This is a genomic window from Cohnella baijiui (assembly GCF_020731285.1).
GTDB lineage: Bacteria > Bacillota > Bacilli > Paenibacillales > Paenibacillaceae > Cohnella.
Map to the genome: position 1 here is coordinate 1 of NZ_JAJFOW010000048.1, position 21,457 is coordinate 21,457.

At 62.3% G+C, this 21,457-nt stretch carries 23 protein-coding genes and 1 other annotated feature; all 23 genes read left to right on the plus strand.

The annotated features are described in order from the left end of the window. The first annotated feature begins 264 nt into the window (after window positions 1-264). The 23 genes from LKX83_RS27860 to ilvE all read left to right on the plus strand — a co-directional run bounded on the left by LKX83_RS27860 (window position 265) and on the right by ilvE (window position 20,898). Window positions 265-2,226: an SPOR domain-containing protein gene (locus LKX83_RS27860; RefSeq protein ID WP_227886114.1), complete on the plus strand. Its 1,962-nt coding sequence runs from the start codon at window positions 265-267 to the stop codon at window positions 2,224-2,226. A gap of 122 nt (window positions 2,227-2,348) precedes the next feature. Further along, entirely contained in the window at window positions 2,349-2,591 is a 243-nt protein-coding gene (locus LKX83_RS27865; protein ID WP_227886115.1) for a DUF4321 domain-containing protein, read from the plus strand. An 18-nt stretch (window positions 2,592-2,609) separates the two neighbouring features. Next, window positions 2,610-3,236 (plus strand): Maf family protein, encoded by a 627-nt coding sequence (locus LKX83_RS27870; RefSeq protein WP_227886116.1) that lies wholly within the window; start codon window positions 2,610-2,612, stop codon window positions 3,234-3,236. A gap of 85 nt (window positions 3,237-3,321) precedes the next feature. Further along, the gene (gene radC, locus LKX83_RS27875; protein WP_227886117.1) at window positions 3,322-4,011 is read left to right on the plus strand and encodes a RadC family protein; all 690 of its coding nucleotides are present in this window, start codon (window positions 3,322-3,324) and stop codon (window positions 4,009-4,011) included. 39 nt (window positions 4,012-4,050) lie between these two features. After that, a complete protein-coding gene (locus LKX83_RS27880) occupies window positions 4,051-5,076 on the plus strand; it encodes a rod shape-determining protein (RefSeq protein ID WP_227886118.1) in 1,026 nt (341 codons plus the stop codon). A 77-nt stretch (window positions 5,077-5,153) separates the two neighbouring features. Further along, on the plus strand, window positions 5,154-5,990 hold the full coding sequence (gene mreC, locus LKX83_RS27885; protein WP_255654950.1) for a rod shape-determining protein MreC: 837 nt from the start codon (window positions 5,154-5,156) through the stop codon (window positions 5,988-5,990). After that, window positions 5,987-6,520 (plus strand): rod shape-determining protein MreD, encoded by a 534-nt coding sequence (gene mreD / locus LKX83_RS27890; RefSeq protein WP_227886120.1) that lies wholly within the window; start codon window positions 5,987-5,989, stop codon window positions 6,518-6,520. Before mreC ends, mreD begins: the two co-directional genes overlap by 4 nt. 105 nt (window positions 6,521-6,625) lie before the next feature. Further along, window positions 6,626-7,288, plus strand: coding sequence for a septum site-determining protein MinC (minC, locus tag LKX83_RS27895; protein WP_227886121.1), 663 nt, complete (start codon window positions 6,626-6,628; stop codon window positions 7,286-7,288). Between the two features lie 4 nt (window positions 7,289-7,292). After that, window positions 7,293-8,087 (plus strand): septum site-determining protein MinD, encoded by a 795-nt coding sequence (minD, locus tag LKX83_RS27900; protein ID WP_227886122.1) that lies wholly within the window; start codon window positions 7,293-7,295, stop codon window positions 8,085-8,087. Between the two features lie 6 nt (window positions 8,088-8,093). Further along, window positions 8,094-9,239, plus strand: a complete 1,146-nt coding sequence (locus LKX83_RS27905; protein WP_227886123.1) for an FtsW/RodA/SpoVE family cell cycle protein — start codon at window positions 8,094-8,096, stop codon at window positions 9,237-9,239. Between the two features lie 161 nt (window positions 9,240-9,400). Continuing rightward, window positions 9,401-10,450, plus strand: a complete 1,050-nt coding sequence (locus LKX83_RS27910) for a M23 family metallopeptidase (protein WP_227886124.1) — start codon at window positions 9,401-9,403, stop codon at window positions 10,448-10,450. After that, a complete protein-coding gene (locus LKX83_RS27915) occupies window positions 10,443-11,318 on the plus strand; it encodes a M50 family metallopeptidase (protein ID WP_227886125.1) in 876 nt (291 codons plus the stop codon). The genes LKX83_RS27910 and LKX83_RS27915 overlap by 8 nt, the downstream gene beginning before the upstream one ends. Window positions 11,319-11,351: 33 nt before the next feature. Beyond that, window positions 11,352-12,587, plus strand: coding sequence for an Rne/Rng family ribonuclease (locus LKX83_RS27920; protein ID WP_227886126.1), 1,236 nt, complete (start codon window positions 11,352-11,354; stop codon window positions 12,585-12,587). A gap of 112 nt (window positions 12,588-12,699) precedes the next feature. Next, window positions 12,700-12,804, plus strand: a sequence feature (ribosomal protein L21 leader region). A 12-nt stretch (window positions 12,805-12,816) separates the two neighbouring features. Beyond that, window positions 12,817-13,128: a 50S ribosomal protein L21 gene (rplU, locus tag LKX83_RS27925; RefSeq protein WP_185672114.1), complete on the plus strand. Its 312-nt coding sequence runs from the start codon at window positions 12,817-12,819 to the stop codon at window positions 13,126-13,128. A 12-nt stretch (window positions 13,129-13,140) separates the two neighbouring features. Continuing rightward, window positions 13,141-13,473: a ribosomal-processing cysteine protease Prp gene (locus LKX83_RS27930; RefSeq protein ID WP_227886127.1), complete on the plus strand. Its 333-nt coding sequence runs from the start codon at window positions 13,141-13,143 to the stop codon at window positions 13,471-13,473. A 16-nt stretch (window positions 13,474-13,489) separates the two neighbouring features. Further along, entirely contained in the window at window positions 13,490-13,801 is a 312-nt protein-coding gene (gene rpmA / locus LKX83_RS27935) for a 50S ribosomal protein L27 (protein WP_227886128.1), read from the plus strand. A 162-nt stretch (window positions 13,802-13,963) separates the two neighbouring features. Continuing rightward, window positions 13,964-14,722 carry a Spo0B domain-containing protein gene (locus tag LKX83_RS27940; RefSeq protein WP_227886129.1) on the plus strand — a complete coding sequence of 253 codons (759 nt, stop codon included), beginning with the start codon at window positions 13,964-13,966 and terminating at the stop codon, window positions 14,720-14,722. An 18-nt stretch (window positions 14,723-14,740) separates the two neighbouring features. Then, the gene (gene obgE / locus LKX83_RS27945; RefSeq protein ID WP_227886130.1) at window positions 14,741-16,081 is read left to right on the plus strand and encodes a GTPase ObgE; all 1,341 of its coding nucleotides are present in this window, start codon (window positions 14,741-14,743) and stop codon (window positions 16,079-16,081) included. Between the two features lie 164 nt (window positions 16,082-16,245). Further along, on the plus strand, window positions 16,246-16,683 hold the full coding sequence (locus LKX83_RS27950; RefSeq protein ID WP_227886131.1) for an ACT domain-containing protein: 438 nt from the start codon (window positions 16,246-16,248) through the stop codon (window positions 16,681-16,683). 40 nt (window positions 16,684-16,723) lie between these two features. After that, window positions 16,724-18,010, plus strand: coding sequence for a homoserine dehydrogenase (locus LKX83_RS27955; protein WP_227886132.1), 1,287 nt, complete (start codon window positions 16,724-16,726; stop codon window positions 18,008-18,010). Window positions 18,011-18,072: 62 nt separating this feature from the next. After that, on the plus strand, window positions 18,073-19,119 hold the full coding sequence (gene thrB / locus LKX83_RS27960) for a homoserine kinase (RefSeq protein WP_227886133.1): 1,047 nt from the start codon (window positions 18,073-18,075) through the stop codon (window positions 19,117-19,119). A 5-nt stretch (window positions 19,120-19,124) separates the two neighbouring features. Continuing rightward, complete coding sequence (gene pheA / locus LKX83_RS27965) at window positions 19,125-19,994, plus strand: prephenate dehydratase (protein WP_227886156.1); 870 nt, start codon at window positions 19,125-19,127, stop codon at window positions 19,992-19,994. Window positions 19,995-20,016: 22 nt separating this feature from the next. Next, entirely contained in the window at window positions 20,017-20,898 is an 882-nt protein-coding gene (ilvE, locus tag LKX83_RS27970; protein ID WP_227886134.1) for a branched-chain-amino-acid transaminase, read from the plus strand. Window positions 20,899-21,457: the final 559 nt, after the last annotated feature.

A 21,457-nucleotide genomic window follows, 5' to 3' on the forward strand; every position in this document is an offset into this window, starting at 1 on the left:
TACCTACATTCGGCGATCGTGCGGGGAATCGGCCAATGTGCGTATGTAAACTACCCACATTCGGCGTTCGTACGAGGTAATGGCCAATGCGCGTAAGAAGGCTGCCTCCTTCAGCGTGATTTTCGATTTTCTTCAAACTCCCCCGTTACGAAACCCCGGAAGACGCCTCGTCTCCGCCCGCATTTTCTTTCCTCCGAGCGATCATATTTCTCTCTATCATCTCATAGCATAGTTAATAGATTGAGGGACAAGGGGAGAAGACCGATGCAGCAGAAGACGAGAATGACGTTCCGCTTCGACGGAGCCGAGCCCCGGGAGACGACGCAGCCGCAGCATGCCGCCGCGCAGGAGCAACCGATCGAAGCGCGGAGAAACGTCGCCGCGCATGCGCCCGCGTCGCGCGGAACCGAACATCGCAGGGACAATCGGGACGAGCCGCGGGAAGCGGAAACGCTGGACGCCTGGCAGAGCCCTTATCAAGACGATATTCACGCGCTGGAAGAGATCATCCGCCGCTCGAATCCGGCGGATCCGCAGACGCAGCCGATTCAGCCGGCGCCAACACGCGTGCGGCGCCAGGCCCGCAAGCCGGCGCGGTCGGCCGCGCTTGCGCCAACGGAGTCGGCGCCGGAACCGCATCGGACCGCGGCGCAGCAGGCCGCCGAGCGGCATCGCCGCGGCGAGCGGCTCGATGCTTGGTCTTCTGCTGCGCCCAAGCCGGAAGATTGGCCGACATCTGCACCCAAACCCGAAGCTTGGTCTACGTTTGCACCCAAGTCTGAAGCTCGGCCGACATCTGCACCCAAGCCGGGGGCATGGGGGGAGCCCGAGTCTTCCCCCGCCCGGCCAAGCGATCGCGACATGGCTCCGCCGCGCGACGAGGCGTCGGCGGAGGCCGACTCCAATCTGCGGCCGGATCTCTATCGGACCATGCCGGTCCGCGCCGCACGCGGCGGCGGATTTTCCGCCGGTCGCGAATCATCCCATGCCGGCCGCGAATCGTCCCATGCCGGTCGCGAATCATCCCATGCCGGCCGCGAATCGTCCAATACCGGTCCGAATCCGCCTTCGCCGCACGAGCGCGTGCAGCCGCAAGCCTTCCCGGCGGAAGGCCGCAAGTCGGTGGCGGGATTCAGCGGCTTAGGCCGGCCGAACGGGCAACCAAACGCACCGGTCGAGAAGGCCATGCCCCATGCGGACGAATGGCAGGACGCTTACGGTGGAAGCCACGCGCCGTATTCCGACATACAGGGCGAAGGGCCGGAACTGGAACCGGGCCTGGACGAGCCGCGGAACCACGGCTGGATGTCGCAAGCTTATACGCGCCGTCGCGAAGGCCCGTCCTGGCTGCGCATCTTCGTGTCCGTGGCGGGGGCGATCGTAACGGGTGCCGTCTTCGGCTACCTGGTGCTGGCGCTGTTCACGGGCGAGCCGCTTTTCCCAGGCTCGCCATCCGGCCCCAGCGCGCCGGTCGTCGCCGACGTTCAGCCGTCTCCCGGCACGTCCCAGCCGCCCGGGGCGTCCCCCGCTTCGGCGTCTCCGCCCGCGGACAAGGGGGCGGCCGGTTCCGAATCGGGCGCCAAGCCCGTACAAGGCGCTGCTTCCGCCGTCGCCCCGGCATCCGTCTATTATTTGCTGCAATACGGCGTGTTCGGCACGGAAGCCAGCATGAACGACGCCGTGAAGCAGTTGACCGGCAAAGGTCTGCCCGCCGCCTCCGACACGACCGACGGCTTCCGCGTCTACGCCGGGATCGCACCCACAAAAGAAGCGGCGGCGGCCCTCGCGAAAACAATGGCGGGGACGGAAGTGTACGTCAAGGCGCTCGAAAGCCAGCAGCTCGACCTGAGCGACAACGCCCAGGCGGATCGTTGGGCGGCGTACTTGAAGACGAGCGACGCCTTGACCCGGAGCCTTTCGAAGCTGGCCTCGGACGGCCTGCAGCAGGAGAAGACCCAGGCGCCGGCGGCCGAGGAGACCCAGGCGCTGGAGCTATCTTTCGCTGCTTGGCAGCAAGCTTCGCAGGGCCTCGAAACGTGGTCGGATGCCGCCAAGACCGAGGCGCTCGCGCACGCGTCGCAGCTTTCCAACGCCGTCAAGGCTTTTCGCGAGCACGCAAAAACGCCGTCCAAAGCATCGCTGCGCCAAATGCAGTCCTCCGCGATGGCGGCGGCGCTGGGCGCGAACCGGCTGCGGCTCGATCTGCAGCTCGGCAGCGGCAGCTGATAGGACGACAGACCCGGCGGCCCCGGCCGAAGGGGCTGTCTTTTCTTTGTGCATTGTGCAGCATGCGAAGGGCACGTATAATAGAGAAACAAGTGTCAAAAAATGGTGGGAGACGTTGAATCGTGAAGAAAAACGGATGGGTCTTGCTATTGTTCGTATTTCTGGGCATCCTCGGCGGAACGCTGCTCGGCCACTGGCTGGAGACCGTGCCCGGGCTGGGATTCCTGACCCGGACCGTCAAGTTGAACTGGTCTCCTTCCGCCGATCTGCTGGTGCTCGTCTACGATATCAAGATCGCGTTTCACCTCAGCTTGCTCAGTATTATCGGGGCGGCCGTCGCGATCTGGCTGTACCGCAAAATGTAGCTAGAAGGGAATTCAAACATGTCTGATTCTACCGCAACTTTTGGCGACCCATCTTCGCAGGTTTCGCTCGTGCTCGCCTCCTCATCGCCTCGCCGGAGCGAACTGATCGCGCATCTGGGACTCCCCGTCGAGGTGCGTCCGAGCGACGCGAGCGAGGAAGTGCCGGCAGACTGGATGCCGGACCGTATCGTCGAAGCGCTTTCGCTCCGCAAGGCCCAAGCCGTCGCGGAGCGGCTCGAGGCCGGCGGCGGCCGGCGAATCGTCGTCGGCAGCGACACGATCGTCGTCCTGGACGGCGAAGTCATGGGCAAGCCCCGGGATGCGGCGGATGCGGTACGCATGCTCAGCGGCCTGGCCGGACGCGTGCACGAAGTGTACACCGGCGTCACCTGCATCGAGGCCGGCGCGGACGCGGTTCGGACCGCGCATCGCGTGACGCGCGTCCGGATACGGGCGCTCTCGCCCGTCCAGATCGAGCGTTACGTCGCCACCGGCGAGCCGATGGACAAGGCCGGCGCGTACGGCATTCAAGAGCTCGGCGCGCTGCTCGTCGAAGGCATCGAAGGCGACTACTTCAACGTGGTCGGCCTCCCGCTTTCGCTACTGGCGGAGCTCCTATCGAAATTCGGCATCGAGCGGCCCTAGATCGCGGCCGACCGCCTCCCCCTCCCGACGACCGCAGCCGAGATCCGCAGCCGACGCGGATCGCCGAAATCGAGGGGGAGATCCGATGGAACAAAAAGTTTATTTGCTAAGAGAAGTGCCGGAAGAGGAACGGCCGCGGGAGCGCATGCAGCGGCACGGACCGGCAGCGCTCAGCCATGCCGAATTGCTGGCGATTCTGCTGCGCACCGGCACGCGGGACGAGTCGGCGGTTCATTTGGCCCAGCGCATTCTGAACGAATGCGGTGGGCTTCGCCGGTTGGCGGGCCGGACGTGGGACGAGCTGATCCACATCCGCGGCATCGGCCCGGCCAAGGCGCTGGAGCTGCAGGCCGCGGTCGAGCTCGGCCGGCGCGTGGCCCGCTCCCGGCTGCCCGAGATGCCCCGCATCTCGCAGCCCCGGGACGCCGCCGACCTCGTCATGGAGGAGCTGCGGCATTTGCGCGAGGAGCACTTCGTCGTCCTGTTTCTGAACACGAAGAACCAGGTCGTCGGACGCGAGACGCTGTCGATCGGCAGCCTGAACGCCTCCGTCGTGCACCCCCGCGAAGTGTTTCGCGCCGCCATCCGCCGCAGCAGCGCCTCGATCATCTGCGCGCACAATCATCCGAGCGGGGACCCGACGCCTAGTCCCGAGGACCTCCGTTTGACGCGCCGTCTGGCGGAGGCGGGCGAGCTGATCGGGATCGAGCTCCTCGACCATTTGGTAATAGGTGACAATCGCTATGTCAGTTTGAAGGAACTGGGCTCCTTGTAATATAATAAACAAGATTGTCCCAACAGGAGGTAGCAGAAGATGCTTGGAGGATTCACACGCGATCTGGGGATTGACCTGGGTACCGCGAACACACTCGTCTATGTAAAAGGAAAAGGAATCGTAGTAAGGGAACCTTCCGTGGTCGCCCTGCGTACCGATACGAAAAAAATCGAAGCCGTCGGGGAAGCCGCCAAGAAAATGATCGGGCGCACCCCCGGCAATATCCGCGCCATCCGGCCGATGAAGGACGGCGTCATCGCCGACTTCGAGACGACCGCGACGATGATCAAGTATTTTCTGACCCGCGCGCAAAAGCAACGCTCGTTCCCGCCCCGCCACCCGAACGTGATGGTATGCGTCCCTTCAGGCATCACGGCCGTTGAGAAGCGAGCGGTCGAAGACGCGGCGAAGCAAGCGGGCGCGCGCGAAGCGGTTACGATCGAGGAGCCGTTCGCGGCGGCGATCGGAGCCGACCTGCCTGTATGGGAGCCGACCGGCAGCATGGTCGTCGACATCGGCGGCGGCACGACCGAGGTCGCCGTCATCTCGCTCGGCGGCATCGTCACGAGCCGCTCGATCCGCGTGGCCGGCGACGAGATGGACGAATCGATCATGCAATACATCAAGCGTTTGTACAACCTGATGATCGGCGAACGGACGAGCGAGTCGCTGAAGATGGAGATCGGCTCCGCCTTGCCGCTCGACAAGATGGAATCGATGGAGATTCGGGGCCGCGATCTGGTGACCGGCCTCCCTAAGACGCTGGCCATCACGTCCGACGAGATTACGGAAGCGCTCGCGGACACGGTGAACGCGATCGTCGAGGCCGTCAAGGTCACGCTGGAGAAGTGCCCGCCCGAACTGTCCGCGGATATCATGGACCGCGGCATCGTTCTGACCGGTGGCGGCGCCCTGCTGCGCAACCTGGACAAACTGCTTGCGCGCGAGACCGGCATGCCGGTCCTGGTCGCCGAAAATCCGCTCGACTGCGTCGCGATCGGGACGGGTCGGGCGCTCGAAAACATCCATTTGTTCAAATCGAAAGGATCCCGCTCCGGCCGTTAAAGAAGCAGGCGGCCGGAGACCGGCGGCACAACAAAAGCGGGTGATCGGTTATATTTAAACTTTTTGGCAACAAACGGCTGTTCATTCTCATGATCGGGCTCATTCTTTTCATCGCCGTCATGGGATTCACCTTGCGACGGAGCGGGTCGACGTGGCCCGAGCGGTTCGTGAACGACGCGTTCGGATCCGTGCAGGGCGTCTTGTACAAGCCGGTCGGAGCGGTCGCCAGCTTTTTCCGCGACCTCGGCCGGCTTTCCGATGTGTACAAGGAGAACGAGGAGCTGCGCAAGACGGTGGCTCGCTACACGCAGGACCGGATCCACTACAACACGATCGAGAGCGACAACAAGCGTTATCAAGAGCTGCTTCATTTTACCGAAACGCAAAAGCAATTTTATAATTATAAATACTTGTTCGCCCAGGTGATCGCGAGCAGCACGAACCCGTACGACAAGACGATCAAAATTCTGCTCGGCTCCCGGGACGGCATCAAGGAGCGGATGGCGGTCATCACGGCGGACGGCCTGGTCGGCCTCGTCAGCTCGGTGTCCGAGTTCACGTCGACCGTCATGCCGATCACGGAGATGGATCCGTCGTCACCGGACGTCATCTCGATTTCCGCGACGATCTCCGGCAAGGAAGACGAAGCGTTCGGGATTATCGAGTACAACAAAGAAAGCAAATCGCTGCTCATGAGCAAGATCGACGAAAACGCGAAGGTCGAGAAAGGCGACACGGTCGTGACGGCGGGTAAAGGCAATCTGCTGCCCAAAGGCCTCATCATCGGCACCGTGCTGTCCAATCAGGTCGGCGACTACGGATTGACGCATACGGCGACGATTCAACCCGCCGCCAAATTCGATCATCTGTACGAGGTCATGGTCGTTGTGGCGCCGGATCCGGACAAGCCATGATGACGATGCGCATGAACCGTACGATCGTCGCGGCGCTCGTGCTTCTGCTCCTGCAAACGGCCGTCATTCCCTGGGCCATCCCGTCCGCATGGAGCGATCGTCTGCTGCCTCATTTGCCGTTCGTCATGACGATGTTCGTCGCGGCGTTCGCCGGACGCCACCGGGCCTTTCTATTTGGCCTCGGCTTCGGGCTTTTGGAAGATACGCTGTCCTACGGACACATGATTGGAGCTTACGCGTTCGGGATGGCGCTGCTCGGCTATCTCGTCGGACTGCTCGCCGAGCAGCGAACGACCCGTACGCTTGCTTTCACGCTGCTCATGATCGGCTTGGGCAGCGGCTTGCTGGATCTGCTCGTCTATTTCGTCTATAAGCTGTTCCTCCTCACGCATTTGTCGGTCGCTTACGTGGTCTACTGGCAAGTCGTCCCTACGCTGCTGCTGCAGACGTTCGCCGGTCTCGCGCTCTATTTGCCGGTGAGGCGTTGGTTTATCAAGACGGCAGCCCCCAAAGAGGAGGCGGCAGCGTGAGCCTTCGGCGTCCGCAAGCCGCGCTCCCGCGGCCGCATTTCGCCCGGCAGGCAGGAATTCGGCCCCGACTGACCGAATTGGATAGAAGGGGAGGGGCGAAATCGCGTGAACGGCAAATCGTCGATAACGATCAAAGGCGTCAAAGAAGGACTCGTGTTCCTCCTCGACGACCAGTGCGACTTCGTGACACTGCTCGACGAGCTGCACGCCAAGCTCGACAAGCACGAGCAGCAGCTCGCCGGTCCGCTCGTCCACGTCTATGTCAAGCTGGGCGCCCGTCAATTGGACGAAGAGGACAAGGAACGCATTCGTGCGATTATCCGCAAACAGGGCAATTTCCTGGTGCAGACGATCGAGAGCGATCCGGTGGCGGAGGAAGCGGCGGATTACGCCTCCTACCGGCTGCATACAGTCGCCGCGATGGTCCGTTCGGGTCAAACGCTGGAGCACGACGGGCATTTGCTGCTGCTCGGGGACGTCAATCCCGGCGGCACGGTCCGCTGCACCGGAGACATTTATATTATGGGCGCGCTGCGCGGCACGGCGCATGCCGGCTGCGCCGGCCACGAAGAAGCGATCATCGCGGCTTCGCTCATGAAGCCGACGCAGCTGCGAATCGCCGACATCATCAGCCGGCCGCCCGACGAGTGGGCGTCGGCCGAGCCATGGATGGAATATGCCTATTTGGCGGACGGGGCGATGCAGATGGACAAGCTGACGCATCTGCACCACAGTCGCAACAAAGTTCTTCAGGCCAAAGGAGTGTAGCGCGATGGGAGAAGCGATCGTCGTAACATCCGGCAAAGGCGGGGTCGGCAAGACGACCACATCGGCGAATGTCGGTACCGCGCTTGCTTTGCTGGGGAAAAAAGTGTGCATGGTCGACACCGATATCGGCCTGCGCAACTTGGACGTCGTCATGGGGCTCGAGAATCGCATCATTTACGATCTGATCGACGTGGCCGAAGGCCGGTGCAGGCTGAATCAAGCGTTGGTCAAGGACAAGCGCTTCGACGAGCTGTACATGCTCCCAGCGGCCCAGACGAAGGACAAAAACGATATTTCGCCGGAGCAGGTCCGCAAAATCATCGAAGACCTGAAGCCGGATTTCGACTATGTCATCATCGACTGCCCGGCAGGCATCGAGCAGGGCTTCCGCAACGCCATCGCCGGCGCGGACCAGGCGATCGTCGTGACAACGCCGGAAAATGCGGCGGTCCGCGACGCGGACCGGGTGATTGGCCTGCTGGAGAAAACCCAGATCGCGCCGCCCAAGCTCGTCATCAACCGCATTCGCCCGAGTATGCTGCGCAACGGCGACATGCTGGAGGTGGACGACATCTGCCAGGTGCTCGCCATCGATCTGATCGGCATCGTGCCGGACGACGAAGTTGTCATCAAGGCGGCGAACCAGGGCGAGCCGACGGTCATGAACCCGAATTCGCGCGCCGCCATCGCCTATCGGAACGTCGCGCGCCGCATTCTCGGCGAAACCGTCCCGCTTATGCATCTGGACGAGAAGAGCGGCGTTTTCCGGCGGGTCCGCAAGTTTCTCGGAATGGGATGATCCCGCTTGCTTAACAGACTAAAAAAAATCGATTGGCTCATGATGCTCATCCTCATCCTGCTCATGGGGATCAGCACGCTGCTCGTCCGCAGCGCGACCTACTACACCGAAGGCTACTCGAACAAAGACGTCCAGACGATGATGTTCTATGGCGCCGGGTTTGCGGCCATTCTGATCATCACGCTGTTCGATTACCGGCTGCTGGTGAAAACCTGGTACGTCTGGTACGCCATCGGCATCGTCCTGCTCGTGGCCGTCTACTTGTTCGCCAAGCCGATCAACGGGGCCAAAAGCTGGTTCCAAATCGGAAGCTTCCTGTTCCAGCCGGCGGAGATCATGAAGATCTTTCTCATCCTCGCCGTCGCGGCCCTGATGGGGCGACGAATGGGAGATCCGCTGTCGATGCGCAAGGACGTGCTCCTGATCGTGGCGATCTCGGCCGTGCCGTTTTTGCTCGTCATGATCCAGCCCGACCTCGGGAACGCGATGATCTACGTGTTCATCGTGCTCGGCATGCTCTGGATCGGCAACGTTCGGTACTCGTACGTACTGATCGGATTGGGGGCCGTGGTCGGCGGCGTGATCCTCTTCGTGACCTTGTTCAACACGTACAACACCGAGATCAAAGACTTCCTGACCAAGCACGACAAGCCGCACTGGTATCAGCGGATCAATACGTACATTCACCCCGACGAAGCGTCGATGGACGAAAAACGCCAGGTCGAATACGCGAAAATCGCGATCGGTTCGGGCGGCCTCTCCGGGGACGGGTACATGCAGGGCGAGTCCAAAAACCGCAAGTTTATCCCGTATACGTATTCCGACTCGATCTTCGTCGTCGTCGGCGAGGAGTTCGGCTTCCAGGGCGCGGCCGTCCTGCTGCTGCTCTACTTTATATTTATTTACAGGATGATCCTCATCGCCTATCAATGCTACGACAGGCGAGGCTCCTTTATTATCATCGGCATCGCCTCCATGGTGGTGTTTCAGATTTTCCAGAACATCGGCATGATGATCGGCATCATGCCTCTCACCGGCATCACGCTGCCATTCATTAGTTACGGCGGCACGTCGCTCCTGCTCAATATGATGTCGATCGGACTCATCTTCAGCGTTCGCGCGCATCAGGAGAAATACCCGATCGAAACGTAGTTGGATTCGCCGGCGTCAAGGCCGCCCTCCCCCCGGAGGGCGGCCTTTTTGCGCGCGCGGCCGGGGGGATGCGAAACGCCCGGGGTGCGCAGAAGGAATGGTCTAAACGGGGCGGACGTGCCATATCGTGGTAGAAGAGAAGGACAAGGGAGGGCTGGCCGATGCCAATGCGAAAAAACGCCCGCGGGCAGGATCCGCGCCGTGCGCCGACGTCCGCCGGCGGGGCCGCGCGTCAGAACGGTTTGGGGACCCGGGCGCCAGCCCCGGAAGAGAACGATCCGGAGCTGTGGTGGAAGGAGCGCCAGCGTCTTCAGCGGGAGAACGGCGGAGACTGGGGGCGCATCGGCGGCATCGGCGGGTCTTACGCGGGCGGACGATCGCCCGGAGAGGCAGCTCCCCGTTCATTCGAAGAGACGGGTAGCCCGTATTCCGCCCATTATCCGTCGGCCGGAGGAGCCTCCGCTTCCGATTCGGGCGGGGGAGGGGCGGCGGGCGGGCGGCCTCCGCTCGGGCCCTGGTACGGCGAGACGCCCGGCAGGAACGGCCCGTCTCCGGGCTGGGGAGACGACGGTGCGTGGCCGGATCCGATCCGCAGGCTGGCGCGGGGATTCGCGATCCGGTCCGTCGTCGCGCTGCTGGTATTCGCCGGCGTCTGGGGCTGGTTCCGGCTGGAGTTGCCTGGCAGCGACGAGGCGCAGACGTGGGTTGCTCAGGCGGTGACGCGCGATATGGACTTCGCCGCCGTGGAAGCTTGGTACGCGAAGACGTTCGGAGGCTCGCCTTCGTTCCTCCCGGCGTTCCGCCACAATTCGGACGCTGAGGCGGTGAGTGCCCAGTGGAGCCGGGAAGAGACCGTGCCGCCGATCGACGGCCGCGTGGTCGAGACCTTTGCGCAAAGCAAGAGCGGGGTGCGGCTGGCGGCGGTCGCAGGTACGCCCGTCGTGGCCGTCCATACGGGCAGAGTCACCCAAGTGACGACGGGGGACAACGGCCTGGCGACGATCCTCGTGCAGCACACCAATCGCGTGGTGACCGTCTACGGGAATGTGAGCGAACCGGCGGTGCAGCCTAACGATTGGGTGGAAGCCGGCCAAACGCTGGGCGCCCTCGCCCGGGCTTCGGACTCTCCCGGCGGGGAGGGCTGGCTGCTTTTCGCCGTCAAGCAAAACGGCAAGACGTTGGACCCGGCGGAAGTGGTGCCCTTTGATTAGAATCGGAGGCATCGCGTTCCGCCTTCACCCGCTATTCGTCCTGTTGATGCTGACCTCCGTGCTGACGGGACGCTTTGCCGAGGTGGCGACGCTGTTCGTCATCGTGTTGCTGCACGAGCTCGGCCATCTATTGGCCGCCCTCCGCTTCGGCTGGAACGTCCGGGAGGTGAAGCTGCTCCCGTTCGGCGGCGTCCTCGAAGTCGAGGACGCGGGCTCTGTTCCGGCAAAGGAGGAGGCGCTCGTGGCTCTCGCAGGCCCTCTGCAGAACGGCATCCTGGCCGGCCTCGCCTGGCTCCTTGGACAAGCCGGACTCCTCGATCCGATTTGGACCGGAGACTTCATTTCCGCCAACGCGATGATCGCCCTCTTTAATCTGCTTCCCATCCTGCCGCTGGACGGCGGAAGGATGCTGCAAGCCGGCGTCAGCCTGCACGTTCCCTATCACCGCACGCTGCTTTGGAGCGCGAGAATCAGCCTGCTGCTGAGCGTATCGGTCGTCTGCGCGGCCTTGTATCCGCTCCTCGCCGGCGGTCTTCTCCATTTGAATCTGCTCGTGATCGGCCTGTTCCTCTGCGCCTCGAATTGGACGTACCTGCGGAACGTGCCGTTCGTCTTTTTGCGCTTCCTCGTTCATCGCGCCCGGCGCTCGGACAAGCGGATCGACGGCGGCACGCTCGCCCAGCCGATCGTCGTCTCCGACCAACGGCCGCTCTCGTCGGTCGTGCGTCTGCTCATGAAGGAGCGCTACCATCTCGTCTACGTGATGAACCGCGGCACCGTCTCCCGCGTCGTGCCCGAAGGCAAGCTGATCGACGGCTTTCTCGGGAGTTTGACGAACGGACATGCGGATTCGCGGTTTTTCATGTAAAATAGGGAAAACGTCTCTCGACGGGAGGTAGGCATGAAGCAGCTCTTCGTCCACTGCGCGCGCAACGTCACGCAATCGGCGCTGCTCGAGAACGGCAGTCTGACCGAATTCAGCGTCGAACGATCGGAAGGCACCTCCCTCGTCGGCAATCTCTATCTGGGGCGCGTCGTCAACGTGCTGCCCGGCATGCAAGCCGCGTTCGTCGATGTCGGACTCCCCAAGAACGCGTTCCTCTACGTGGACGACGTGCTGCATCCTCATTTGGACCGCCAGCCGAAAGTCAAGCCCGCCATCGCCGATCTTCTGAAGCCGGGAGACCAGCGCGTCGTCCAGATCATGAAGGAACCGCTGGGCGGCAAGGGCGCCCGCGTCACCACCCACTATTCCTTGCCGGGCCGCTGCCTGGTGTACATGCCCCACGCCGACTACGTCGGCGTCTCCAAAAAGATCGAACAAGAGCAGGAGCGCGCCCGGCTGAAGCAGCTGGCCGAGGAACTACGCGCACCTGGCGAAGGGCTCATCCTCCGGACGAACGCCGAAGGAGAGTCGCGCGAGTCGCTCGCGGAAGATTTGAACGCCTTGCGCCGCGTCTGGCGGGATATCGTCGAGCGGGGTGAACAGGCCGCGGCGCCTGCGCTGCTGCACCGGGATTTCGGGCTCGTGCAGCGGACGGTGCGGGACGTCTTTACGCCCGAGATCGAAGAGCTCATCGTCGACAACCCCAAAGCGTACGAAGAGGCGAGAGCGTACCTTAGGCAGACGGCTCCCTCGTTGGAGGACCGCGTGCGTCTGCACGGCGAAGGTGCGCCGCTGTTCGAGCGGTTCGGCATCAAATCGCAGATCGAAAAGGCGTTCCAGCCGCGCGTGGCGCTGGAAAGCGGCGGTTACCTCGTCTGGGATCAGACGGAAGCGCTGACGGTGATCGACGTGAACACCGGCAAGTATACGGGCAGCGTCGATCTGGAGGAGACGGTGTTCCGCACGAATGTCGAAGCCGCTTCGGAGATCGCGCGGCTGCTGCGGCTGCGCGACGTCGGGGGTATCGTCATCGTCGATTTTATCGACATGGACCGGGACGAGCATCGGCAGCAGGTCGTCCAGCGTCTCGAGGCGACCATCCGGCGCGACCGGACCAAATGCCAGGTCGTCGGCTGGACCCGTCTCGGACTGCTGGAGATCACCCGCAAAAAGACGCGGCAAGACGTCATGAGCTACTTTTACGATACGTGCGCGGCCTGCAAAGGCCGGGGCAAAATCTATGTGCGGTAAGCGCGGCTGGTTCCGCGCGGAGGCTGCACTGGACGTTCTTAAAAAGGGTTTGTAATCATAAGCCGAGTATGATAAACTACCATAGTGCGTGCAATGGGCTCATCCCCGAGATTGCAGGCTACAACCGCACTTTAACGGGTTTGCAAAGACCGGCGCTGTCCTGGCATCTGATCGGCCGCGACAACCGGCACCCCATGAGGCGAGTCTTAGACACGAGGAGGTGCACAAGATGTACGCGATTATCGAAACCGGCGGCAAGCAATACAAGGTCCAAGCGGGCGACGTGATCTTCGTGGAGAAGCTCTCCGCCAGCGAAGGCGACAGCGTCAAGTTCGACAAGGTCCTGGCCGTTTCCAACGACAAAGGCTTCGTATCCGGCACGCCGCTTCTGGCTGGCGCATCCGTTACGGGCAAAGTCGAGAAGCATGTCAAAGGCGAGAAAATCATCGTTTTCCACTATAAACCGAAGAAGAACGAGCGCAAAAAGCAAGGTCATCGTCAACCGTACACGAAAGTGACGATCGAATCCATCCAGGCGTAAGGTGAGGCCGAGATGATCAAGATCACGATCTTTCGCGGTCCGGATGACCGGATCAAGCGCTTTTCCGTCACGGGTCACGCGATGTACGCCGATCCCGGCAAGGACATTGTCTGCGCGGGCGTGTCGGCCGTCACGGTCGGCGCCGTCAACGCCATCGAGAAGCTGACGGGCGTTGTCCCCGAAGCCGAGATGAAGTCGGGCTTGCTGTCGGCATCCTTGCCGGAGAGCGGCGACGCCGTCCGCGACGAGCAGATTCAACTGCTGCTCGCGGGCATGGTCGTGTCGCTCGAGTCGATCGCGGACGAATACGGCAAGTTCGTGAAGATCAAGCATACTCTCGCATAAAGGAGGTTGACACCCCATGTTGAAACTGAATCTTCAGCTGTTCGCTTCCAAGAAGGGCGTAGGTTCGACGAAGAACGGCCGCGACAGCCGTTCCAAGCGCCTCGGCGTCAAGCGCGCCGACGGCCAGACCGTTTCCGGCGGCACGATCCTCGTGCGTCAGCGCGGAACGAAGATCCATCCGGGCAACAACGTCGGCATCGGCAAAGACGACACGTTGTTCGCTAAAGTGGAAGGCGTCGTGAAGTTCGAGCGCTGGGGACGCGATCGCAAAAAAGTGAGCGTCTACCCGGTCGAGCAAGCGCCTGTCGCTGCGGCTCTCGAAGCTTAATTCGTCATCCAGAACCCCGGCCAGCGAAGTGGCCGGGGTTTTTGCACGATTAGGAGGAGAGGAGATCGTCTCTCTTCCCGGACGCGGCCGTCACACCGCCGAACCAGACGGGCGGCAGGGATCGGTCTGAGTCGGGATCAAACGAAACGGGGAAGCTTAATCATGGATGGGAAAACCACCCTATGGCGGTTTGGCGCGGCGATTTCGCTCCTGGTGCCCGCCGTTTGCGTCTTCGTATGGCGCGACTGCCTTTGGCCGCTCGTGTTGTTCGTCCTTTGGACCGTCGCTGCCGCAGCATGCTGGTTGGCGGCGGAGCGACGAGTCCAGCGGGCGAAGACCGAACGAATGCTCGCGCGGGCGCAACGGACCGCAATCGAGACGCTGAGCCACCACCGGCACGATTGGATGAACGAACTGCAGATTCTATACGGGTATCTACGTCTCCAGAAGCTCGATAAAGCCGTGGCGATCGTGGACAGAATAAGGGAACGCATGGACCAGGACAGCCGGATCTCGCGGCTCGGCAGCGCGGAGCTGGCATCCTATGTGCTTTCGTTCCGCACGATGTGCGATACGATGCGGCTCGATGTCGCGGTGGAAGACGGCTTTCAATGGAACAAGGACGAGCCTCGTGCCGAGGCGTTCTCGCAGACGGTCATCGGGCTGATCAACGCGTTTCGTTACCGCTCGATCGCCTCAACCGGCGAACAGAACGTGCTGTCGCTCCGGTTCAAAAGCGGTTCCGGCGCGTTTCGGATCGAGGTCACGTATACCGGAGAGTTGGCGGCGGAAGACAGTCTCGCGCAAGAGATCACGAAAATACTGGACGGACGGGGAAGCTGGACGGCGGAGGAAGCGCCGGACGGGTCCGACGAGCCGGCGGGAACGCGCCGGTTCGCCCTGACGTTCGAAGCTGGATGAAACGAGAGTGAAGTCATCATGTTTGTAGACAAGGCGAAGATCTACGTCAAAGGCGGCGACGGCGGGGACGGTCTCGTCGCGTTCCGGCGGGAGCTGTATGTGCCGGAAGGCGGTCCCGCAGGCGGCGACGGCGGCAACGGCGGCGACGTCGTCTTTCGGGTGGACGAGGGACTCCGCACCCTGATGGATTTCCGCTACCAAAAGCACTTCAAAGCGCCGCGCGGCGAAAAGGGGCGCAACAAGTCCCAGCACGGCGCCAACGCGGAAGATATGCTCGTGCGCGTGCCGCCGGGCACGATCGTCTATGACGACGACTCCGGCGAGATGTTGGCCGATCTAACCCAGCATGGCCAGTCGGTCGTCATCGCCAAAGGCGGCCGCGGCGGCCGCGGCAACACGCGCTTCAAAAGTTCGGTTAATACCGCGCCCGCCATCGCCGAGAACGGCGAAGAAGGCCAGGAGCGGTGGGTGACTCTCGAGCTGAAGGTGATGGCGGACGTCGGCCTGGTCGGCTTCCCCAGCGTCGGCAAGTCCACGCTGTTGTCGGTCGTCTCGGGGGCGCGCCCAAAAATCGGCGCCTATCATTTCACTACGCTCACGCCGAACCTCGGCGTGGTGGAGCTCGGCGACGACCGCAGCTTCGTCATGGCGGACCTGCCGGGCCTCATCGAGGGCGCGCATACCGGGGTCGGCCTCGGCCATGAATTTTTGCGGCACGTCGAGCGCACCCGCGTCATTTTGCATGTCGTGGACATGTCCGGCATGGAGGGGCGCGATCCGTACGACGACTGGGTCAAGATCAACGACGAGCTGAAGTTGTACAACGCCAAGCTCGCCGAACGTCCGCAGTTCGTGGCCGCGAACAAGATGGACATGCCGGACGCCGAGGAGCACCTCGCGAACTTCCGCGAGAAACTGGCCGAAGAGCGGCCGGACATCGTCGTGCTGCCGATCTCGTCGCTGACGCGGCAAGGGGTGCCGGAGCTGCTTTACCGCGTGGCGGAGCTGCTCGAATCGCTGCCGGATCCGGCGCTGCTGGACGAGGCGCAGGACCAGGAAGAAGACGATGCAGAAGGCGTCGTTTATCGGATGGAGCCGCGCGAGGAGCACGAGTTCAAGATCGCGCGCGACAACGAAGTGTACGTCGTCGAGAGCGAGTCGATCGAGCGCCTGCTGCGCCGGACGCAATTCGGCTCCTACGAAGCCGTCATGCGCTTCGCTCGTATTCTGCGCAAGATCGGCGTCGACGCGGAGCTGCGCAAGCGCGGCGCCAAGGACGGCGACACGATCCGCATCGGAGATTTCGAATTCGAATTTTTCGAGGGCGGCAAAGACGATTACTTGTACGAAGACGAATAATGGCGGTCCGACGGACCGCGCTTGCAAGACCGGCCTCGATAGGGTCGGTCTTTTTTGCGGAAATCAAACGTTCCCCGCTGTCCAAATGACTATTGCCGCTGACGGCGGCATCCGCTATAATGTCCACTATACACAAACAATCGTCTTTCTTGGGAGGACGGAAGATGGCGGAGCGCTATTACGTCGTCCGCGAGGATCTGCTGCCGGAGGGCATGCTCAAGACCGAGCAGGTCAAGGAGCTCCTTCGGCGCGGCGAAGCGGCCACCGTGCACGAAGCGGCGGAGAAGGTCGGCCTGAGCCGAAGCGCGTTTTATAAATACAAAGACGGCGTTTATCCGCTCGAACAGGCGGCGCGGGAGCGCATAGCGACGCTGTCGCTCGATCTGGAGCATCGTTCGGGCGTCCTGTCCAAGGTGCTGGGCACGCTGGCGCAGAACGAAGGAAACGTCATGACCATCTCGCAGTCGATTCCGCTGCAGGGCATGGCCAACGTCGTCGTGACGCTCGACGTTTCGACGCTGAACGGGTCGCTGTCCGAGTTGCTAGAAAAGCTAAAGGCTCTGGACGGCGTCAAGCGGACGACCGTCGTCGGACGCAGTTGAACGGCCGTCGAGGCCGATGAGGAAGCGGAGGAGAACAGACATGAAGCCGGTCAAAGTGGGATTAATGGGGCTCGGAACAGTTGGAACTGGCGTCGTCCGAATCGTGGAAGGACATCAGGAGGACTTGCAAAGCCAGGTCGCGTCGCCGATCGTCATCTCCAAAATATTGGTCAAGAACCGCGCCAAGGCGCGCAGCGTATCGGTTGACGCCGACAAGTTGACGGAAGACCCTTGGGAAATCGTTCGGGATCCGGAGATCGACGTCGTCGTAGAAGTAATGGGCGGCGTTGCCTCCACGAAGGAATTGTTGCTCGAAGCGCTGGAGAGAGGCAAGCATATCGTCACTGCGAACAAGGACCTGATGGCGCTTCACGGGCCGGAAATTCTCGCGAAGGCGAAGGAAAAGGGCTGCGACGTCTTCTATGAGGCGAGCGTCGCCGGCGGCATCCCGATCATCCGGACGCTGATCGAAGGCTTCTCCTCGGACCGTATCACGAAGATCATGGGCATCGTGAACGGGACAACCAACTACATCCTGACCAAGATGAGCCAGGAAGGGGCGGCCTACGCGGACGTCCTGAAGGAAGCCCAGGCGCTCGGCTATGCGGAGTCCGATCCGACCTCCGACGTGGAAGGCCTGGACGCGGCCCGCAAGATGACGATCCTCGCGACGCTCGGCTTTCGGGCGAACGTATCGTTGGATGACGTCGACGTCAAAGGCATCAGCTCCGTCACCCAGGAGGACATCCAGTACGCGCATCAGCTCGGTTACGAGGTCAAGCTGCTCGGCATTGCCGAGCGTCAGGACGACTACATCAGCGTCAGCGTGCAGCCGACGATGGTGAAGCGGAGCCATCCGATCGCCTCCGTGAACGGCGTGTTCAACGCGGTGTACGTCCACGGTGAAGCCGTTGGCGAGACGATGTTCTACGGTGCAGGCGCCGGCGAGCTGCCGACGGCGACCTCGGTCGTCGCCGACCTCGTGGCCGTCGTCAAAAACATGAAGCTCGGCGTAGGCGGCCGCCAAGCTTCCGTTTCCTACAAGGAGAAGAAGCTGAAAAGCGACGAGCAGATCGCTTCGAAGTACTTCCTGCTGCTGCACGTCGACGACCGCGCTGGTGTCCTGATGCAGATCGCTCAAGTATTCTCCAAGTACGACGTGAGCATCGAATCGGTCATGCAGCCGGCGACGCCGGGACAACAAGGCGCCGAGCTCATCATCTCGACCCACGCGGTCAGCAAGGCGTCGATGAACCAGGTGCTGAAGGCATTCGAGGAGCTGACCTCCGTCCAGACGATCAAGAGCGTCTACCGGGTCGAGGGCTGACGACGTCTTTGCGTTCGCGTCCCGAACCGAAAAAGCAAGGCGATAACGGAAGGAGTTCCACGATGAGCAACGAACGAATGAGCGTCTCGGGCGAGGGAGAGACGCAGCGCGCCATCCTCCGCGACCGCGTCGTGGCGAAGGTGCCGGCCAGCACGGCCAACCTCGGGCCCGGCTTCGATGCGCTCGGCATGGCCTTATCTCTTTATGCCTGGGTGGATTTGCGGCCTGCCGCAAAGACGACGGTTACTTTGTACGGCGACAATTTGAGCGGCGTCCCCGAGGATAAGACCAACCTCGTCTATGAGGTGGCACAGTCGGTGTTCGCGCGAGCCGGGCGGGACGTTCCCGAGCTTGCCATCGGCATCCGCAGCGATATCCCCTTGACGCGGGGACTCGGCAGCAGCGCATCGGCTATCGTCGGCGCCCTCGTCGCCGCCAACGCGCTGATCGGCGATCCGCTTTCGCAAGACGAGCTGTTCCAGATGGCGACCGCCTTGGAGGACCATCCCGACAACGTCGGCGCCTCGCTGTACGGCGGCATCGTGGCGGCCGCCTGGGACGGCAAGCGGGCCGAAGCCGTCCGCTTCGATCCTCCGGCGGGTCTCGCCGCGCTCGTGGCGATTCCGGCCTTCGAACTGTCGACCAAACACGCGCGCAACGTGCTGCCCCGCGAAGTGGCGATGGGCGATGCCGTGTTTAACGTGGCGCACGGCGCGCTGCTGACGGCGGCGCTCGTGACCGGAAAGCTGGACGTGCTGAAGCACGCCTTGCGGGACAAGCTGCATCAGCCGTATCGCGCCGCGCTCGTCCCTGGCATGGAGACGATTCTTCGCGAAGCGCCGGACCACGGAGCCTTCGGCGCGGTGCTGTCCGGGGCGGGCCCGACGCTCCTCTTGCTGGCCGAGGACGGCGGCGGCCGCGAAGCCGAGCTGGAGCGCTTCGTAACCGAAGCGATGGCCCGCGAAGGCATCTCCATCTCGCTGCGCTGGCTGGCGCCCAGTCTGGCGGGCCCGGAGGTACGGGCGCTCAGCTCGGGCGACCCGGACTACGCGAGGGAGCCGCATGAAGTACTCGTCGCGGCGCAGCCGGGGGAGGAGGTGCGGGCATGACGAAGCTGCCTTCCGCTGCCGCGCTTCCCCGGGGTACGTTTTCGGACGAGGCCGCCCGCTACTTTTTCCGCGACGACACGGTGGAGCTGAAATATCACAAGATGATCGCCGACGTGTTCAAGTCCACGGTCCGAGGCGACACGGACTGGAGCGTCATTCCGATCGAGAATACGATCGACGGCTCCGTTAGCTTGCATACCGACTGGCTGGTGCACGAGGTAGAGCTGCCGATTCGCGCCGAATGGGTTTTTCCCGCGATCCAGAATCTGGTTGGCCGCGCCGCCGAGCTTACGCCGGAGAGCGGGTCCGATTGGGATCCCTCGCGCATCGTCAAGGTGATCAGCCACCCGGTCGCGATGGCGCAATGCTACGAATTTCTGCGGTCGCGCATCCCGCACGCGGAGCTGGAGACGCTAAGCAGCACCGCCGAGGCGATCCGCACCGTCGGCGACAATCCCGGGCAGGGCTGGGTCGCCATCGGCACGAAGACGGCCGCCGCCGACAACGGTCTGGACGTCCTCGTGGAGGGCGTGACCGATCACGACAACAACTACACCCGCTTTCTCCTCGTCGGCCATCGGGCGTACGAGTCGGCTTCGGCGACACGGTTCAAAACGAGCGTCCTGGTCACGCTGCCGGAAGATTATCCTGGCGCGCTCCATCAAGTGTTGGCGGCTTTTTCCTGGCGACGGATCAACCTTTCGCGAATCGAGTCCCGTCCGACGAAAAAGAAGCTCGGAAGCTACTACTTCTGGATAGACATCGACATGTCGATGGATACGGTGCTGCTGCCTGCGGCCATCGCCGAGATCGAAGCGATCGGCTGTCAAGTACGCATTCTCGGTTCCTATCCCAGCTTTCCATTCGAAGGATAATCTTTGGAGGTGCCGTTCTCGCATGGCGGAGCAATGGATTTATCTCAACGGGGAGTTCGTCAGCAAGGAAAACGCCAAAATTTCGGTTTACGATCACGGTTTTCTGTACGGAGACGGCATCTTTGAGGGCATCCGCATCTATGACGGGAACATCTTTCGCTGCAAGGAGCATCTCGACCGGTTGTACGATTCGGCGAAGTCCATCATGCTGGACATCCCGCTTGCACCGGACGACATGCAAGCTGCATTGGTCGAGACGATCCGCAAAAACGAGCTTCGCGACGGCTACATCCGGCTCGTGGTCTCTCGCGGTCCAGGCAACCTCGGGCTCGATCCGCTGCGCTGCCCGACCGCTTTCGTCGTCATCATCGTCGAGCAGTTGGCCATCTACCCGGAGGAAGCGTACCGCGACGGGCTTCGGTCCGTTTCGGTCAGCCCGCGGCGCAACCTTCCGGACGCGCTCAATCCGAAGATCAAATCGCTGAACTACCTGAACAACGTGCTGGTGAAGATCCAGTCCAACCAGGCGGGCGTCGGAGAAGCGATCATGTTGAACGCGCAGGGTTACGTCGCCGAAGGTTCCAGCGACAACATCTTCATCGTGAAGCGAGGAGTCGTCTTTACGCCGCCTTGCTATATCGGGGCGCTCGAAGGCATTACGCGCGGCGCGATTATGGAGCTGTGTGAGCGGCTTGGCTACAAGTTGAAAGAAGAGCCGTTCACGCTGCACGACGTCTATACCGCCGACGAAGTCTTTTTCACCGGCACCGCAGCGGAAGTGATCGCCGTGCGCGAAGTCGACGGCCGCGTCATTGGATCGGGCCAGGCTGGCCCCGTCACGGCCCGGCTGCTCGAGGAGTTCCGCAAGCTGGTCATCGTAGACGGCGTAAAGGTTTATGATTAAATAACGGTAACTCGTAAGAGGCGCTCATGAGGAGCTTGCGGATTCGCCGCGCTCCCGAGCGTCTCTTTTGCTATCCTGTGGGCGGTTCCTCCTCTCTCCAGCTCCACTGGCGAGCCTTTGCACATTATCCCCTTTGCTCAGGATAAGGTGTTCGCATGACGGCCTATGTACGATATCCCCTTCGCTCAGGACAAGGTACTCGCATGGCGGCCTACGCACGATATCCCCTTCGCTCAGGACCGGGTGTTCGTATGGCGGCCTATGCACGATATCCCCTTCGCTCAGGACCAGGTGTTCGCGTGGCGGCCTACGCACGATATCCCCTTCGCTCAGGACAAGGTGCTCGCATGGCGGCCTACGCACGATATCCCCTTCGCTCAAGGCAAGGTGCTCGCATGACGGCCTTTGCACGATATCCCCTTCGCTCAGGACAAGGTACTCGCATGGCGGCCTTTGCACGATATCCCCTTCGCTCAGGACAAGGTGCTCGCATGACGGCCTACGCACGATATCCCCTTCGCTCAGGACAAGGTGCTCGCATGACGGCCTACGCACGATA

Excerpts from the sequence above, each read along its gene's own strand:
- thrB (WP_227886133.1), top strand. The coding sequence starts at position 18,073 with ATGAGCAACGAACGAATGAGCGTCTCGGGCGAGGGAGAGACGCAGCGC.
- LKX83_RS27910 (WP_227886124.1), top strand. The coding sequence starts at position 9,401 with ATGCCAATGCGAAAAAACGCCCGCGGGCAGGATCCGCGCCGTGCGCCG.
- LKX83_RS27940 (WP_227886129.1), top strand. The coding sequence starts at position 13,964 with ATGGATGGGAAAACCACCCTATGGCGGTTTGGCGCGGCGATTTCGCTC.
- LKX83_RS27920 (WP_227886126.1), top strand. The coding sequence starts at position 11,352 with ATGAAGCAGCTCTTCGTCCACTGCGCGCGCAACGTCACGCAATCGGCG.
- ilvE (WP_227886134.1), top strand. The coding sequence starts at position 20,017 with ATGGCGGAGCAATGGATTTATCTCAACGGGGAGTTCGTCAGCAAGGAA.
- LKX83_RS27955 (WP_227886132.1), top strand. The coding sequence starts at position 16,724 with ATGAAGCCGGTCAAAGTGGGATTAATGGGGCTCGGAACAGTTGGAACT.
- mreD (WP_227886120.1), top strand. The coding sequence starts at position 5,987 with ATGATGACGATGCGCATGAACCGTACGATCGTCGCGGCGCTCGTGCTT.
- radC (WP_227886117.1), top strand. The coding sequence starts at position 3,322 with ATGGAACAAAAAGTTTATTTGCTAAGAGAAGTGCCGGAAGAGGAACGG.
- LKX83_RS27930 (WP_227886127.1), top strand. The coding sequence starts at position 13,141 with ATGATCAAGATCACGATCTTTCGCGGTCCGGATGACCGGATCAAGCGC.
- rpmA (WP_227886128.1), top strand. The coding sequence starts at position 13,490 with ATGTTGAAACTGAATCTTCAGCTGTTCGCTTCCAAGAAGGGCGTAGGT.
- LKX83_RS27880 (WP_227886118.1), top strand. The coding sequence starts at position 4,051 with ATGCTTGGAGGATTCACACGCGATCTGGGGATTGACCTGGGTACCGCG.
- LKX83_RS27950 (WP_227886131.1), top strand. The coding sequence starts at position 16,246 with ATGGCGGAGCGCTATTACGTCGTCCGCGAGGATCTGCTGCCGGAGGGC.
- obgE (WP_227886130.1), top strand. The coding sequence starts at position 14,741 with ATGTTTGTAGACAAGGCGAAGATCTACGTCAAAGGCGGCGACGGCGGG.
- LKX83_RS27870 (WP_227886116.1), top strand. The coding sequence starts at position 2,610 with ATGTCTGATTCTACCGCAACTTTTGGCGACCCATCTTCGCAGGTTTCG.
- rplU (WP_185672114.1), top strand. The coding sequence starts at position 12,817 with ATGTACGCGATTATCGAAACCGGCGGCAAGCAATACAAGGTCCAAGCG.
- LKX83_RS27860 (WP_227886114.1), top strand. The coding sequence starts at position 265 with ATGCAGCAGAAGACGAGAATGACGTTCCGCTTCGACGGAGCCGAGCCC.
- minD (WP_227886122.1), top strand. The coding sequence starts at position 7,293 with ATGGGAGAAGCGATCGTCGTAACATCCGGCAAAGGCGGGGTCGGCAAG.